Below are 15,337 nucleotides of genomic sequence, written 5' to 3'. Positions count from 1 at the left end.
TATTTAATCAAAAAAGAAAACCACTCACGTCACATTTTTGTGAATGGTTTCAAGCGTCTGAATGAAGTGTTCAATCTCCGCTTTCGTCAGCCCTTGAAACGCTTGTTCTTGCAACGCATCAAGCGTCGGTTCAAGCAATTCAAGCACGTGGACACCCTCTTTTGTTGTCAAAAGAATGAACGCACGGCGATCTCTCGGATCAGACGTTCGCATGACGAACCCTTTTTTGACAAGCTTATCAAGAATCTTCCCAACTGTCGTTTGATCCCGTTCCGTCACGAGCGCTAACTGTTTTTGGGAAACACCTTCTTGCTTATGCAATTCACTTAAGACAGAGAGTTGTTCCGGTGTCAGACCGTGCACGTCCATCCGCTTCGTCGCCGCCCGTTTAAATGAATGATAGCTGCGCGACAGCTGCATGCCAAGCGACCAATCGACTTCCTTCACATGCTTCCCCTTCTTCCCGATAAATAGTTGCACTACTTATTATTTCGACTTACTCACTATACCGGTCAGGAAGAGGAGTTGTCAATGACCTTTCTTGAATCGTCGATGTTTCTATTTTTCTGGTTAGCGGAACGGATCCTTTTCAAAAATCCAGATATGATTAGCACGCCGAACGCCGTTCCTAATGTGTTCAACCACAAATCATCGACGTCAAAACTACGGTAATTGTAGCCGAGGAACAGACCTATTATCGCTTGAGTCGATTCAATGCCTACGCTCATCAACAACCCCAGCATGATGACGTTCCGTCGCTTCATCATCGGATAGAGAACTAACAAAAAGATTCCTAACGGTACAAACAAAAGAACATTTCCCATGACCTGGATCAAAAAAGCTTCGCCTTGTCCTGACATTACCGTATCAAGTAGCAGTTTGAACGGAATGAAGTTATGCTGTTCCCCATGCTGTTCACGAATTACATCATCAATCAAACTTCGTTGAACGGGTAATGGGAATAACGTAAGTGACACGACGCCGGCAAGATAAACGGAAAATATCATCCAGTAACTAAAGCGTCGTCCTGAAATTTTACCGTGTCTAACGCGATAAGAAAGAATAAGTAAACAGATCGTAATCATCAAAAAACAAGGAAGTTCGAAGGTCAACATGCAAAAGGTAGTCCTTTCTTTAATAAAAATGCTCATTTTATTCGATTAACTTCGACATTATAGTAAGAACGAAGTTACATTTACGACGTAAACGATTTTATCGATTCGATATGCGCGTCTTTAATCATTTGATCGACTTGTGACCGTTGCTTGAGCTCCTCGTAAACGTTATCGACTTGTGCTGGCGTCAAACGATTAACCGTCGCCAGTTTATTGATGGTCCGGCGTAACTCATTCCGCTTGATGACATGGACATGGCTCGAATCGACCGTGATTTTCTTCAGTTCGCACCGTTCACTGAAGACGATCAGTGATTTAAAAACATCTGCCTCAACCGTTTCAGACAAAAACTTTTGAAGACTCTTCAAGTGCTGTTCATTTTGTTTGATCGGGTTGTAGAATTTTTGCTTGAACCGATTCTTGAACATCTGTGTCCACTGGCGGTCCGCTTCTTTCCCGAAAATCCAGCCGCTGTAGTTTTTCGATTCGAGGACGTAAATCCCGCTCTCATGAATGAACGTGACGTCGATTTCCGTCAGGCCTTTCCCCCGTGCTTTTGGTACATATGTATTGATGACAAACTTTCCGTATCCGTCGATCTTTTCTAGTTGGCGTGTCGTCAAATACTCGCCCCACAGCCCTTTGTCACGGACCGCTTTGAGGAATCGTTCTTGTGTTACTTGCTTATATGTACTTCGTTCAAATGAGCGGCGCCGTAAGTAATACAGACTTGAGAGCGTCACGACGAAACCACCGAACATGACACCACCTATGAGGACTAACAACGGAATTAACGATACAATGATTTTTTCCACTTTTTTCATTCCCTCCACCTAAAAAACCTTTATTTACCACTTATTAAGAATAAACGTATTCTTATGACTTTTCCACTATTTGTTACATGGTACAGTCTATGCTACGGTGAACAAAAGGAGGTGGATGCATTGATGGATGCTTTATTCACATGGTTGCCCGTCTTGTTTCTTGCCATCATCTGGCAATCAATTTCACAACAACTAGCCAAGCAGCGGATCCAGCAACAGCAATTAATGAAGGAAATTAAACGTATTCAAATTCACCTTGGAATGCCGGGAGTAGATGCGGATGAGGTTAAACTCCAACATCAAGTTAAACACCTTCTTCAAGAGGATCAAATGGTGGAAGCTGTTAAACTAGTCCGAAATCAACTTGGTTATTCATTACTCGAAGCTAAGCAGTATGTCGATTCTCTTCATTTTGATTCATCAAACTAAAAAGACAGGCAAACCTTCCCTAAGTGAGTGGAAAGTTTGCCTGTTTAATTCGGTGGATAAATTATTTGCTTTACTTCAATTATTGTCATAATTTAAACATCATTATGAATTATATCCAAATGATAACGTGCTGACGATGAAACCAATCGTCGCAAAGATGAAAAACGTACAACACATCGTCAACAGAACCAACAACGGTTTTGGCAGCTGAACTTTTACTTTCCAAATTGCCACGAGGAGCAGGGCGTTCAGGAGTAGGAATCCGAATAAAAATGCAAATAGACCGAGCCGTTCCTTCATCATGAAGATTAAATCCATGTCATTCTTCCCTTCTTCGATTTGTCAGTCAAACGCGTTAGCGATTACTTTCTTCAACCTATCCATTGTTACAAAAATATCCAATGTTGACAATTTGATAATTAATTTACTTTTTTCAACTTTGCATCATGTATCTGATAGACTTCGTCACATAACAAATCGATGTCTTGTTGATGATGGCTCGTCAAGAAAATCGTTCGACCGTCATTTTTATACTGGATCAGCATTGTCCGAATTCGCTCGACACTTTCTGCATCGAGTGCATTAAACGGCTCATCGAGTAACAAGACTTGTTGATTTTCCATGATGGCTTGCGCGATTCCAAGTTTTTGCTTCATTCCGAGCGAATAATGTTTGACCTTTTGGGTCAAATTCGGTGCCAGTCCGACTTGTTCCATCGCCCGGCGAATCGTCACATCATCGACTTTATTTTGAATCCGGGCGAGTTCCTTTAAATTCCTGAATCCATCCAGTTGACCGATATAGCCCGGTCGTTCAATTAAGATGCCGAAGTCTTTCGGAAAGCGGTGTTTCCCCGTCAAGATTTGTCCGTCGACTTCAATCGTGCCCGCGTCCGGAAAGACAAACCCGCATAACATCTTAAATAACACGGACTTACCGGACCCGTTGACACCCGTTATCCCGTAAATCTTTCCCAGTTCGAACGAGGCGTTCAGGTCGTGAAATAATTCATGTCCTTTATATTGTTTGCTGACGTTCGTTAATGTAATCATCATATTTCCCCCTTAATGATTTGTCCGGACGTGTTTTTTGAAAACGAACTGGATGATGATATAAACGAAGAGGCTTGCTCCAACTAGTTGGAGACTGATCGTGTAAGCGGAATGATCGAGCAATTGAACTGTTCCGTTTCGTCCAATCGGAATCCAGTCGTTTTGAACGAGTGGTAACAGTGCGACCATCCCTCCCCCAATCCAGTAAATCCCTTGAACGGCTTCGCGCGTCCAGTACAAGACCAAAAACAGAATCAATCCGTACACGATGAGTTGGAGTGTCCCGTTGATGATCGTCTGGTAAAGAATCGTCGCGAGATCAACTGACAAACCGTTCACCTCTGTCGTCCACTCGACGCCCCGTAAAAATGCAAAAAGTGTCGCTAAACTGACGAGACCGATGACCGTCCCTGTTGCCGTCACAAAAAGCCACGCCAATTGTTTCGAAAACCATCGATTCAACGACCGGTGCCGGATGATGTGATAAAGTCCTTGATCGATGACATCTCGCTCAAAACGCTGCGTCAATAGGTATGTATAACCAAAAAATAAGACGGCATGGTTCAAATATGCCTGCAGTGAGAAACTGTCGGAACGGACACCGCTGAACACTGTCAGCAAATAATCACCATACGTTTGTCCTGTTGGCTGAACGAGCAAAATCAACAGGCAACATGCGATGTACATACTACTTGCAGTAAACTGCCGCGGCAATTGAAACGGACGATCAAGCAGCAGCAAAACGACTGTCAGGAGAACAATCAATCCTAACCAATCTTGGAATGCCTGATGCGCAATCATTGCCGGTAACGACAACAGCAAAAACAAGTTGGCAGAAATACCTGACTGAAACGCAATAGTAGTCCAGACAAAGCCAAGCACACCCGTCAGATACAGGACTTGAGTTCGTTTCGTCAGCACATAGACTAGACCGAGCAGCAAATGAATCAGCAGACCGCCGACAAATAAAAAGCCGAGTTGTAAAAAATGAGCGAGGAGCGGCGGCATGCTAAGAAACACCGAGTCTTTCGGGATGTAAAACACTTGTCCTGCCCGTGCCGCAAGACTCCAATTCGTTTCAGGCGGCGCCTGAAGTGCGAACAGATATCCGACAATCACATACAACAACAGTCCGGTCGCCCACGATTTACCGAACCGTTTAGTACTATCGAATATGGCGGTCCGCGTATTTCGGAAGCGAATCAAACGGAAGTCCCTTAAATCCGTTCGTACCCGAACAACTGCCAATACGATTACGAGCAATAAGATGTCGTACATCAATAGGTATGTATTCATCGTCACCGCCGTCAGCAAATCCCATTGATTAAACACGATTCCTTTATCAAGTGCTTCCCGTTGATCCTGATACATCCAGAAACAGGCGAAGAATGTTACTTGAAGCCAACAAACCGCGTAAGTAATCCGACTCACAGTTCCCACTCCGTTCGCTTCATCCCCGTGATCATCAGACCGAGCAACATCAACCCGAGAACACTAAACGGAACAAAAATTGTCCACAGCGGCATCGCGGTGATGTTAAATGGAAAAATCGTACTGATCGGTGAAAATCGGGCAATGCTGAGTAAACCTGTCGCAAAGTTCAACAGATGATAAAACAAAAACGGAATGCCGATCGCCATAAACAAATTTCCGAACAGAATCAATACCAAATAAGCAATCGTCGCATATACTACTGCGTTCAGTCCGACCCATCCCGCGTATGCAAGCATATAGATGCCATCGGTCGTGAAGACTTGCGTGAACGTCGTCAACGATTCGATATCCTGCTCATACGTCATCCAGTGTAACAGAGGCTCGACGTAACGTAGAAACACCATCCAGCCGAGAATCGTCACAAAAAAGACGGTAAACGTGATCAAGGCGTTGACGACTCCTTTGGCAATGAGGTAGTCCCTTAGCGAAACACGGGTCCGAGCGTACCGGATGAACTGATGGTCGATTTCACGGGCGACCGTCGGCAAGTACAGCACACAGCAGAGTAATGGAAACGTAATTGCGATAATTGTCCCAGCTGATTCTTCAAATACGCCGTGCCACGACTCGAACACGTATCCGGCTCGGACTTGGTTAAACTGCAATAGGATTATCAGCGGAAGCAGCAATGCCATAAACAGCATCCTCCGAGTCCCACTTCGTTTTAGTTCTGTCCAAATGATGTATTGCAACTGCCTCTCCTCCTTCGGTTATGGTCGTTTTTTCGTTACATAATACAACAAGATGCTGAGCGCTGGAATCACGACCGACAAGACGGTCGCCGTTCGCGACAACCGGTCCGTCCGGTGCCGCTGAATGATAATCCAGATTGCAAACAGGACATGTGCCGCGGATAACCCAATTAATGCAAGCGCCAGTCCGATGACGACTGTATCAATCACATCAAGTTCCACCTGCCATCCCTCGTCCGGTGCTGCTGTCATTTTTGTCGTGAGAAACGGTGTCAGCAAGGGTGGGAAGTATTGTTGATAACTTTGTTCTACCGTAATACGCGTTTCAGACAGACTGGAGATACGAGCGCCTGTCACCATCTTGTTTTGTTGCACGATGTTCTTGAGTGTTGCTGTATCCACGGTTCGCCATTCGTCCTCTAGTTGATACAGAATGTTTTGCTGATTCATATCCGTCATGCTACGGACGATAAATCCACTAATCCCGCACATCAGACTCAACACCAACATGATCATCCCGGCACGCAAAATCTGTTTTGCGAATAGCTTTTGCACCAGTTGCAATTCTTGAATCAACGCCTGCGACTGTTCTTCGCCACCAAAGCGCTCGATCGCTATCTTCATCGCTAATTGTTGCGCATACCCATCTGATACCAGCTCAGAAACGGTTTCTTCCAGGTGTTGCCGCGTTTCGTCTTTTAGCTCCCTTGTTTCCGGCAACTCCGGATCAGCTGTACGATAAAGCCGATCGACATACTCATTTATCATCGTTGTCCCCCCCTAAAAATTGATCCATCAATCGTTTGACGACTTGCCATTCCTGCCGTTTCGTCCGTAGTAACGCTTGCCCTTCGTCCGTCAGGTGGTAATACTTACGGCGTGCCCCACCGGCCGCTTCGTCACTCCAGTACGAGATGACGGCTGTTTTCTTTTCCAGTCGCTTCAGTGAAAGATAAAGTGTTCCTTCTTTTAATTCGAATGCATCGGCGCTTTTTTCACGAACTTCTTTTGCAATTTCATAGCCGTAACGGTCCTTGTCGACTAATAACGCTAAAATCAAGGTGTCGATATGCCCTTTTAACAGCTCTTTATCAATTTCCATCTTATCCCACCACCTCTTACATACAATGTAAAACAATGTACTCTATAATGCAAGGTACTATTTAAAAATGAAGCATGATACCCTAAATGCTTTGCTTCTCGTGACTCCTACGGGAAAAAGCGCAAGGTTTCTTGCGCTGTCAGAGGCTGGCGAGACCCTGCTCCTTGTCCGTTAGGAACAAGGAGCAACGGCTTGCGCCTCGCCCGAGGAAAGCACGGGAAGAAAAAAGCATTTGCCCAGCAACGCTTTATCAAAAAAGCACCGTACCCGTCAAAACGGAAACGATGCTCAAATTACAATTAAACGCCCTAGTGAATTCTAATACATATGATGACCACTAATATTTTTACCGTCATGGCACCTTACCAAAACCCTCAGCTGCTCGTGACTTCTATCGAAAAAAGCATTTGCCCAGCAACTTTTCATAAAAAACACCGTCTCCGCCAAAACGGAAACGATGTGTTAAACAGGTTTTAGTCACGCGCGGCTAAACGATACAATAAATCGAGTAACTCGATATACAGCCAGATGATCGTCACGATTAAACCGAACGCGGCGACCCATTCCATTGACTTCGGTGCCCGTGCCTCGACTTGACGCGAGATGAAGTCGAAGTCCATCACGAGTGACAGCGAGGCGACGATGACGATTACAAACTGAATCCCGATCGCGAGCGGCGAGCTTCCTGTCATGAACGGGAGGTCGACACCGAATAAGGCGAGCAGGAAATTGACACCGTACAAGACGAGAATAGAGAGGATCGCTGCCGTAACAGCGGAACGGAACCGTTGTGTCACTTTAATCATGCCGGTCGTATAGACGAACCACATCGCGAACGATACGACGAACGTCGCGACGACGGCTTTTCCGACGATGCCTGGGTACATGCTTTCAAACATTAAGGAAATCGCACCGACTGCGATCCCTTCGACAAGCGCATAGACCGGTGAAAGAACAGGTGCCGTAGCCGGTTTAAAGGTGATGACGAGAGCAAGGATCAGTCCGAGGACGATCCCGCCAATCAAAGCCGGGAATAAAAATTGCGGATTCGCGGCTAAAAAGAACCATGTTCCTCCAGCTGCTGCCGTGACGAGGGCGAGCATTAAGAAAATCTTACTCATCGTCCCACTTTTCGTCATCGACCGTTCGCCAGCGCGTGCCGTCTCAAAACCTCGGCGCAGCGCTGGGTTAACTTTAAATCGTGATGCCATCTTGCGTTCACTCCTTTTAATTTCTCTGTGTCTTATTACGAATCGTTCCCGAAAAAGTTTCAGCTTAACCAGCTATTTAAAGCACTCAGCTGGAACATGACGACGGGAATCGATTCTTTGGCAGAAACGAGGTGCGACGTCGCACGACCGATTTTTCCGCTCGTGACGAACGGTTCGTCCGTGAACCCTTCACCAATTGGACCAAACGGTTCACTGTCAATCAAGCGGTGCCAGTAGTGAACGAACTCTTCGTCATCGCCTCGCTTGATTTTACACCCGCTCTCGATGTCCGGACGCTCAATCCCATACTCGGCATAATGCCAGACCGTCGTCGAATCCCACGGTGAGCCGATATGCAGAATGTGACCGTCCGCCTCGATGAACCGTTCAATCGGTGATCCGGGACCGAATCCGTTCTCGAGCGTATGATCAGCAACGAACTCTGCTGCTCCTTTGCCCCAGGCTGCGACCGACCACATCGGGTGGTCGCTGCGCTCGACATCCGGAAATGTCCGGAACAATTCCGGCACTTTGCCGACGCTCCGCGTCGGCGTCTTCCGTTTATCATACGCCGGCATTTCTTGACGGACCGTCTCCCACCACTCCTCCGGTACGGCAGGACGACTCCAGTTTTTCGGGTCCGAGTTATCGGTACTTTGTGTCGCCATCATGATTAAGCCCGTCTCGGTGACGACTTCCTGGACAGCTTCGATGACCGCTTGCGCCCCGCCCGGAACCCAGCCAATCTGTTTCATCGCACTGTGCACGAACACTTTCATCCCCGGTTCGACCCCGAGCTGTTTCAGGTCGCGGATTAAATCCGACTTCGTTACCATTTGATTGACTTCCATCCGTCTCACTCCTTATTCAACGACAAGCTGTATCGTCGAGCCTGTTTTTCCTTGCGTGACTTCAATTTTAGCATCGACCCGTGACTTCAGCTCCTGGACGTGGCTGATGATCCCGACCATCCGTCCGCTCGCTTGAATCGACAGTAACGTCTCGATCGCTTGTTCGAGCGACTCGGGGTCGAGTGTCCCGAATCCTTCATCGATGAACATCGTTTCAAGGGAAACGCCGCCACTCGCTTCTTGGACGACTTCCGAGAGACCAAGCGCGAGCGCAAGCGACGCTTTAAAGCTTTCGCCACCGGACAATGTTTTGACATGCCGTGTCTGTGACGTATAAGCATCAAAAACATTCAGATCGAGTCCATACTTCTTCAAGCCTTTACCGGCTTCCGTCTTCCGCTCGAGCTGGAAGCGACCTGACGTCATCTCCGTCAAGTGGCGGTTCGCCGCCTGGAGAATCTCATCGAAGTACGCCGTCTGGACGTAGGTTTCGAACGTCATCCGTTGCGCATTTTCACCAACTCCGACCCGTGCCAGCTCCCCGATGATCCCGTACCGGGCGTCCTCGACTTCAATCGTTTGTTGGAGCGTCGCCCAGGCATCGATCAGCTGTTTGACATGGATGTGTTCCTTCTCGGCACCGACACGTTGGTCTGTCGCTTCCGCCAAGCGTCCTTCCGCTGTTTCGACAAGCGTCCGTAAATGCGCAAGATCCGGACGTGCCGCAGCATTGATTTGTTGTTTCAAGCGTTCGAGTCCTGTCGCGACTTCCTGGCGCTTGACACGATCCGCTTCAAGCATCGCTGCGAGTTGTTGCATCTCCTGCCGGGACAATCGCGCCTGTTCGAATTGTTCTAACGTCTCAAAATGCTCTTCCGACAAGGCCTGTTCCAAGTCAGCCTTCGCTTGCGTCCGCGCTGCAACATGTGTCGTCGCCTCTTCGGTAATGTGTTGAAGGCGTCCCTGTCGTTCTGCGACTTCCCGATTGAGTTGATTTTTTTGTTGATCGACCGTCACTCGGTCGGTTTCATATTGTGTCTGTTTCGCCTGCAGTGTCTGTTGTTCCTGTTCGAGAACTGTTTTCGACGCCGACGGCCCGCCTGCTTTCGTCAGCAATGCCTCGAGTCGGGCAAGCTCAAGTTCGAGTTTCCCTTGTGCCGCGAGTTGCTGATCGATTTGACTTGTCAGCGTCTCGAGTTCTGTTTCGAGCGTCCGCAAGCGTTGTTCGAGCTGACGTTTTTTATCTTGTTGCTGTTTTTGTTCTGCTTCTGCTGCGACGAGGCGGTTGATTTCCGTCCGAATCAAATCGAGTTCCGTCGGCAGCGTCTGTTCTTGCCCGAGTGTTGCGATATCGTGCTCGAGTTGTCGTTTCCGTTCGACCATTGTCCGGTACGTCGCCTGTAATTCCTGGTGGGCCGTCTGCGCTTTTAAATACAATTGATGCAACGCTTCGACGTCATCCAGTTGTGTCTTCACCGCTGGTTCCGGGTGCTCACGGCTCCCGCAAACGGGACACGCTTCCCCGTCGTGCAGATGTTCTGCAAGCTCGGACGCGAGTTGCATCCGTTCTTTTCGCCGCCCTTCCGCATAGGCCGCTTCCGCTACATCCTTCTCTTTCCGGACACGGGTCCCGCGTTCAATCAATTGTTGCCGTTCCGTTTCACTCCGTTGCCACTCGAGCCGCTTTTGTTCGAGAGTCTGAAGGCTGAAGCGCCGTTCCTGCAACGTCAGTTGCGTGTCCGAGACGTCAGCCAGTGCCGCGAGTTCTGCTTGGATGCGGGTCCGTTCGGCACGTTTGGTCTCACGCTCTGTCAGTAATGCTTGCGGGTTCAGGCGTGCGACGTCCTCCGCTAAACTTTTTTGTTTTTGTTGCAGGTGTTCCTGTTCGCGCAGTTGCTTCAATTCCGTCTCGATTTGGTCAATCCGTCGGGCCCCGTCACGGATTTCCTGTTCGCGACTCGCTAACTGTTCCGCTTGACCGGTGATTTGGTCAAGACGTCCTTGCAACGTCGTCAGTTCTGACGTCAATTGCGTTTGCGCCGTCTCCAGGCGGACGACCGTCTGCTGCTCTGACAAGAAGGCATCGTATCGTCCCGTGATGGCCGCGGCCCGTGTCGCAATCTCATACCGGTTCGCTTGTCGCGTGATGTCGGGTAACGTCACGGCGAGTTCTTGCTCGAGTCGTGACAGCCGTTCATGTTCGACGAAGGCTTGTTCGAGTTGTTCCGCCTGGCGGAAGCGTTCGCTGACCTGATTGACGTCTTGACGCGCCTGCTGTTCGACTGTTTTGGCGGCAGTGATCGTTTCATCGAGCGATGCTAACAATTCATCCGTCACGCTCCGAATCGTCGTCTCGTTTTGATTGACCCAATCGACTTCTAACGGCAATTCCTCAAGTTTTGCGAGCTGTTTCGTTTTTGTCTCCTTGATCGCGGCTGCAAGATCGAGTGCTTTCCGGTGCAAGCGTTGCTGGAACTCACCGTACTGCTCCGTCTTGAACAGTTGCTTCAGGATTTGCAGTTTGTCTTTTGACTCCGCCATCAACAGCTCCCGGAATTTATTTTGCGGCAACAGCAAAATTTGCGAAAACTGTTTATGGTCGAGCTGCAACAGACTTTGAACCCGTTGCTTGACTTCCGGGATTTTGACGGCGAGCGGTTGCCACGCCGTCCCGTCGAACCGTGCCAGTTCCGCTTCGTGCGCATAGTCCGTCTTGTTGACGGGATGCGGTTGGCTCGGTTGGCGAATCACACGATAGCGTTCACCTTTCAGTAAAAATTCCAGTTCGACTTCCGTTTTGACATCAGCTCGCGCGAAATGACTCCGTAAATCCGTCATCTCCCGTTCGCCGCCTGACGTCTCCCCGTATAGGGCAAACGTCAAGGCATCAAAAATCGTCGTTTTGCCGGCTCCCGTATTACCGGAAATGACGAACATCGTCCGTCCGGCGAGTGCCGTGAAATCAATCGTCTGTTCTTCTGCGAACGGGCCGAACGCCCGTAAGGTCAATCGTTCTGGCCGCATGTCGCTTCCTCCTCTAAGACGGTCTGCATCGCATCCGTCGGTCGTTTTTCCCGGACTGCTTCATAAAATTCACTGAATAAATCGGTTAGCGTCGCCGTCTTGACCTGGTCGCGCGATGCTTGGACGGATCGTGTGCTCTCCCTAGTAAAACCGGTCCGCTCGAGATGCAGGATGTTCGGATAAACTTTTTTCAGCTTACCCATCGGATCAATCAACGCTTCCGCGTCCGTCAAGTTGATTTTGATGTAGTCGTCCGTCGATTGTGTCGCGACGAACGTCGGATCCATCAATTCGGCGAGCGTTCCCGTCAACTCCCGTAAATCACGCCGCGGAGCAATCGGTTCAAACCGGCGGTCAAACGTTCCTGCCGCATTGAGGGTCAGGATATCGACCCCTTTGACGTGATTCGCTTCCGAAAACGAATATTTCAGCAGCGAGCCACTGTAACGAATCGTCTCGGAACGAATCGCGAGCGGGTTATGTAGGTGACCGAGCGCCGTATAGGTGAACGGGGCAAACGTACTGGCACTGATTTGCCCTGCCGTCCCGACCGACAGTTGACGCTCCGAGTCGGTCTCGAGTCCACCGATGACGAAGGCATGACCGACGAGGACGCTTGGTCCTGTAATCGTTAAGGGTTCGATGATTTTTCGCATCGCTTCGTCATGATTCCGAATCGTGTCGTCCTGATAGATGTAACGGACGATGGCCGGATCTGCGAACGGGACCGGGTAAAACTTGACGCCTTTAATCTCGATTGGTTCAATCACCGGTGTTAATTTACCGGCGAGATGCAGACCTGACCGTTCGAGAAGGGTCGTCGCGAAACTGAGCCGTTCCGCCGAATCGTGGTTACCGCTGATCGCGATGACCGGAATCCCGCGGTCGAGGACGATGTCCGCGAGTGTCGCGTCGAGCAGTTCGACCGCCTCGGTCGGTGGGACGGCGCGATCATATAAGTCGCCCGCAATGACAACCGCGTCCGGACGTTCCCGGTCGAGTAACGCTAAAAATGCTTCGAGCGCGGCGCGTTGATTTTCAATCATCGATTCGCCGTGGACGATTTTTCCTAAATGCCAATCCGCTGTATGAATCCACTTCATGTTTCCTCACCCTCACTTTACTAATATATTAAGTTTAGTTTAGCACGTCTGAAACGGCAATGACGACTCTCGTCCGCCCATAGGCTTCGATCCGGCATGCGTCTATAATCAAAAAAAAGACAGTAAAGACCGGACGCTACCGGACCTTACTATCCTTTACATTCCATGCATTCATTTCCTTAATGTTTGTGCCGCAACCGCTTGACAGAAGTGATGATGGAGACGGATCCTCCGATGATAGCACCGACTACAATTCCTGTCGTGAATTTTGAACTACGATGTTTGTTCGGTATATGGGCTGTTTGTTGTTGTTCGAAAATTTGGGCAAGAGGGGACGCGTCTGGTTCAACTTCGATCAGATGATTGGCATGTGCTTCAACATCTTCCCGTCGTTCGACGCTACAAGGTGACAGATAGAACGGATTTAAGTTCGTCCGGTACCGATTTGGATTCCAATTCGCCTGCTGAACCGGTTCAGCTGTCTGTTCTGTCCGCTTCGTCTGGTCCGATGATTGAACCACTTTATCGAATTCTTGTTTCATCCTAATCACTCCTCTTCGCTTTCAGTCTACCTAAAACGCCATTTTGTGTCTTGAAGTCTTATTTACCTCTTTTCAAAACATCTAAAACATATATTTTGAATGTTAGTTTGATTTTTTTGTGACTTTTTAACCGAAAAAGGCATGATAGAGCTGTTTTGCACGGACGAGTTCCTGTTCCCCATGAATCAGGACGCGTCCGTCACGAAAGGCGACGAATCGATGCGTCTCCGTCTTAAAACTGAGTAAGTACGGATTTTTCGCGACGATACTGACGACCGGGCTCAGATTCTGTTCAAGACGTTCTAAGTCACGCGCCTCATCTCCACGGACCTGGACGGCGTCGCGTCCACACAATGTTGTAAACTGCACCGGCATGTGCCTCAAATACGGATAAGTCCGGTTCTCGCCGCAGGACGGGCATGATGCCTTCTTCAAAGACGCGACATTGATGCGGCTCTGTTCATTCGTCCAGACGTCGAACGCGAGCAATTCCCGCCGTAACGCGTCCGTCGCACCGACGAGGAGCTTCAAGGCTTCCGCGACTTGATACGCGGCGACGAGTTGAATCGCCGGACCAATCACACCCGCCGTCTCGCACGTCGCTTGCCCGCGCGGTAAATGTTCGAGCAAACAATGCAGGCACGGGGTCTCGTCCGGGAGGACCGTATAGGTCATGCCGTAACTCCCGACGCACCCTCCGTAAATCCACGGAATCTTGTGTTGCGCCGCCACATCATTGATCAGCATCCGGATATCGAAGTGATCGGTTGCGTCAAGAATCAAATCGACACCAGGAATCAATTGAGGTAATTCGTAACGCGTGACATCGGTGACATGGGCTATAATCTCGACTTCCTGATTGATGGCATTTAAGCGGCGCTCCGCGGCGATTGCTTTCGGGACATGCTGCGCGGCATCGTCCTCCGTGTAAAGGTGCTGCCGCTGGAGATTACTCCACTCGACGTAATCGCGGTCGACGATCGTCAGCTTGCCGATTCCGGCCCGGACGAGTTGTTCGGCACTTGCCGTTCCGAGTGCACCCATACCGATGAGGAGAACATGTTTTTTTGTCAGCTCATCCTGTCCCGCCTGACCGATCGGACGAAACCGGGTTTGCCGTGAATAACGATCCGTCATCGACTCATCCCTGTCTCGGGACTGCTCGCCGTCGCGTACCGTTTCTTTTCGATTCGTCCCGCTTCAAAGCCAAGTCGTCCCGCTTCGACGGCAAGCTTCATCGCTCGCGCCATCTTGACCGGGTCTTTCGCATGGGCGACAGCCGAATTAAGTAAGACGGCGTCTGCGCCGAGTTCCATTGCATAGGCGACATCGGTCGGTGAACCGATTCCTGCGTCGACGATGACCGGGACCGTCATCTGTTCGATGATGAAGCTTAAGGCCAGTGGATTAAGGATTCCTTGTCCGGATCCGATTGGGGACGCGGCAGGCATGATGGCGTGACACCCGAGTTCTTCCAGTCTTCGTGCCAGCAACAGATCGTCTGACGTATACGGTAAGACGGTGAATCCTTCTTTTAATAATTCTTCCGATGCCCGCAACGTTTCGATCGGGTCCGGTAACAGCGTTTTATCACAGCCGATGACTTCGACTTTGACCATGTCGCACAGTCCGGACGCGCGGGCGAGTTTTGCCAGCCGAACCGCTTCTTCCGCTGTCTTCGCCCCCGCCGTGTTCGGTAATAAATGATACTGACTCAAATCAAGCGCCTCTAAAAAGTTCGGTTGACTCGCTTCGAAGATATCCATCCGGCGCACGGAAAAGGTCAGAATGTCTGCTCCCGATGCCTCGACTGCTTGCTGCTGTGTCGTCACGTCGGGGTATTTGCCCGTTCCGAGTAATAACCGCGACTGAAATGTCGTTTGACCAATCGTTAACAT

17 protein-coding genes are annotated in these 15,337 nt (G+C 49.4%); 1 reads left to right on the top strand and 16 read right to left on the bottom strand.

The features are described from left to right. Nucleotides 1-24: 24 nt before the first annotated feature. The 3 genes from AC0VYQ_RS06395 to AC0VYQ_RS06385 all read right to left on the bottom strand — a co-directional run bounded on the left by AC0VYQ_RS06395 (nt 25) and on the right by AC0VYQ_RS06385 (nt 1,939). Nucleotides 25-447: a MarR family winged helix-turn-helix transcriptional regulator gene (locus tag AC0VYQ_RS06395; protein ID WP_475404503.1), complete on the bottom strand. Its 423-nt coding sequence runs from the start codon at nt 445-447 to the stop codon at nt 25-27. Nucleotides 448-512: 65 nt separating this feature from the next. Next, nucleotides 513-1,115 (bottom strand): VanZ family protein, encoded by a 603-nt coding sequence (locus AC0VYQ_RS06390; protein WP_475404502.1) that lies wholly within the window; start codon nt 1,113-1,115, stop codon nt 513-515. 80 nt (nt 1,116-1,195) lie between these two features. Then, entirely contained in the window at nt 1,196-1,939 is a 744-nt protein-coding gene (locus AC0VYQ_RS06385) for a nuclease-related domain-containing protein (RefSeq protein WP_235195228.1), read from the bottom strand. Between the two features lie 123 nt (nt 1,940-2,062). Here AC0VYQ_RS06385 and AC0VYQ_RS06380 point away from each other — a divergent pair, with 123 nt between their 5' ends. Then, the gene (locus tag AC0VYQ_RS06380) at nt 2,063-2,368 is read left to right on the top strand and encodes a hypothetical protein (RefSeq protein WP_475404742.1); all 306 of its coding nucleotides are present in this window, start codon (nt 2,063-2,065) and stop codon (nt 2,366-2,368) included. Nucleotides 2,369-2,470: 102 nt separating this feature from the next. Here AC0VYQ_RS06380 and AC0VYQ_RS06375 read toward each other — a convergent pair whose 3' ends face one another. From AC0VYQ_RS06375 to AC0VYQ_RS06315, 13 genes are all read right to left on the bottom strand, one after another. Further along, nucleotides 2,471-2,686, bottom strand: a complete 216-nt coding sequence (locus AC0VYQ_RS06375) for a hypothetical protein (protein ID WP_214767553.1) — start codon at nt 2,684-2,686, stop codon at nt 2,471-2,473. A 101-nt stretch (nt 2,687-2,787) separates the two neighbouring features. Next, the gene (locus AC0VYQ_RS06370; RefSeq protein WP_475404501.1) at nt 2,788-3,420 is read right to left on the bottom strand and encodes an ABC transporter ATP-binding protein; all 633 of its coding nucleotides are present in this window, start codon (nt 3,418-3,420) and stop codon (nt 2,788-2,790) included. 12 nt (nt 3,421-3,432) lie between these two features. Then, nucleotides 3,433-4,851 carry a hypothetical protein gene (locus tag AC0VYQ_RS06365; protein ID WP_475404500.1) on the bottom strand — a complete coding sequence of 473 codons (1,419 nt, stop codon included), beginning with the start codon at nt 4,849-4,851 and terminating at the stop codon, nt 3,433-3,435. Then, entirely contained in the window at nt 4,848-5,606 is a 759-nt protein-coding gene (locus tag AC0VYQ_RS06360) for an ABC transporter permease (RefSeq protein ID WP_475404499.1), read from the bottom strand. The genes AC0VYQ_RS06365 and AC0VYQ_RS06360 overlap by 4 nt, the downstream gene beginning before the upstream one ends. An 18-nt stretch (nt 5,607-5,624) precedes the next feature. Then, nucleotides 5,625-6,374: a permease prefix domain 1-containing protein gene (locus tag AC0VYQ_RS06355; protein ID WP_475404498.1), complete on the bottom strand. Its 750-nt coding sequence runs from the start codon at nt 6,372-6,374 to the stop codon at nt 5,625-5,627. Next, complete coding sequence (locus AC0VYQ_RS06350; protein WP_214769628.1) at nt 6,364-6,708, bottom strand: PadR family transcriptional regulator; 345 nt, start codon at nt 6,706-6,708, stop codon at nt 6,364-6,366. The genes AC0VYQ_RS06355 and AC0VYQ_RS06350 overlap by 11 nt, the downstream gene beginning before the upstream one ends. A gap of 473 nt (nt 6,709-7,181) precedes the next feature. Further along, the gene (locus AC0VYQ_RS06345; protein WP_475404497.1) at nt 7,182-7,919 is read right to left on the bottom strand and encodes a Bax inhibitor-1/YccA family protein; all 738 of its coding nucleotides are present in this window, start codon (nt 7,917-7,919) and stop codon (nt 7,182-7,184) included. A gap of 59 nt (nt 7,920-7,978) precedes the next feature. Next, nucleotides 7,979-8,770, bottom strand: coding sequence for an AAC(3) family N-acetyltransferase (locus tag AC0VYQ_RS06340; protein WP_475404496.1), 792 nt, complete (start codon nt 8,768-8,770; stop codon nt 7,979-7,981). Between the two features lie 12 nt (nt 8,771-8,782). Then, a complete protein-coding gene (locus AC0VYQ_RS06335; RefSeq protein ID WP_475404495.1) occupies nt 8,783-11,794 on the bottom strand; it encodes an AAA family ATPase in 3,012 nt (1,003 codons plus the stop codon). Further along, nucleotides 11,776-12,897: an exonuclease SbcCD subunit D gene (locus AC0VYQ_RS06330; RefSeq protein WP_475404494.1), complete on the bottom strand. Its 1,122-nt coding sequence runs from the start codon at nt 12,895-12,897 to the stop codon at nt 11,776-11,778. Before AC0VYQ_RS06330 ends, AC0VYQ_RS06335 begins: the two co-directional genes overlap by 19 nt. Nucleotides 12,898-13,076: 179 nt before the next feature. Then, complete coding sequence (locus AC0VYQ_RS06325; RefSeq protein ID WP_475404493.1) at nt 13,077-13,439, bottom strand: hypothetical protein; 363 nt, start codon at nt 13,437-13,439, stop codon at nt 13,077-13,079. 126 nt (nt 13,440-13,565) lie between these two features. Further along, the gene (locus tag AC0VYQ_RS06320) at nt 13,566-14,576 is read right to left on the bottom strand and encodes a ThiF family adenylyltransferase (RefSeq protein ID WP_475404492.1); all 1,011 of its coding nucleotides are present in this window, start codon (nt 14,574-14,576) and stop codon (nt 13,566-13,568) included. Continuing rightward, complete coding sequence (locus tag AC0VYQ_RS06315; protein WP_088836837.1) at nt 14,573-15,337, bottom strand: thiazole synthase; 765 nt, start codon at nt 15,335-15,337, stop codon at nt 14,573-14,575. The genes AC0VYQ_RS06320 and AC0VYQ_RS06315 overlap by 4 nt, the downstream gene beginning before the upstream one ends.

This window comes from Exiguobacterium sp. QJM3NY_9, assembly GCF_056173545.1.
Note: the sequence above shows the minus strand (reverse complement) of the source record. Positions and strands in the feature narration are given on the sequence as shown.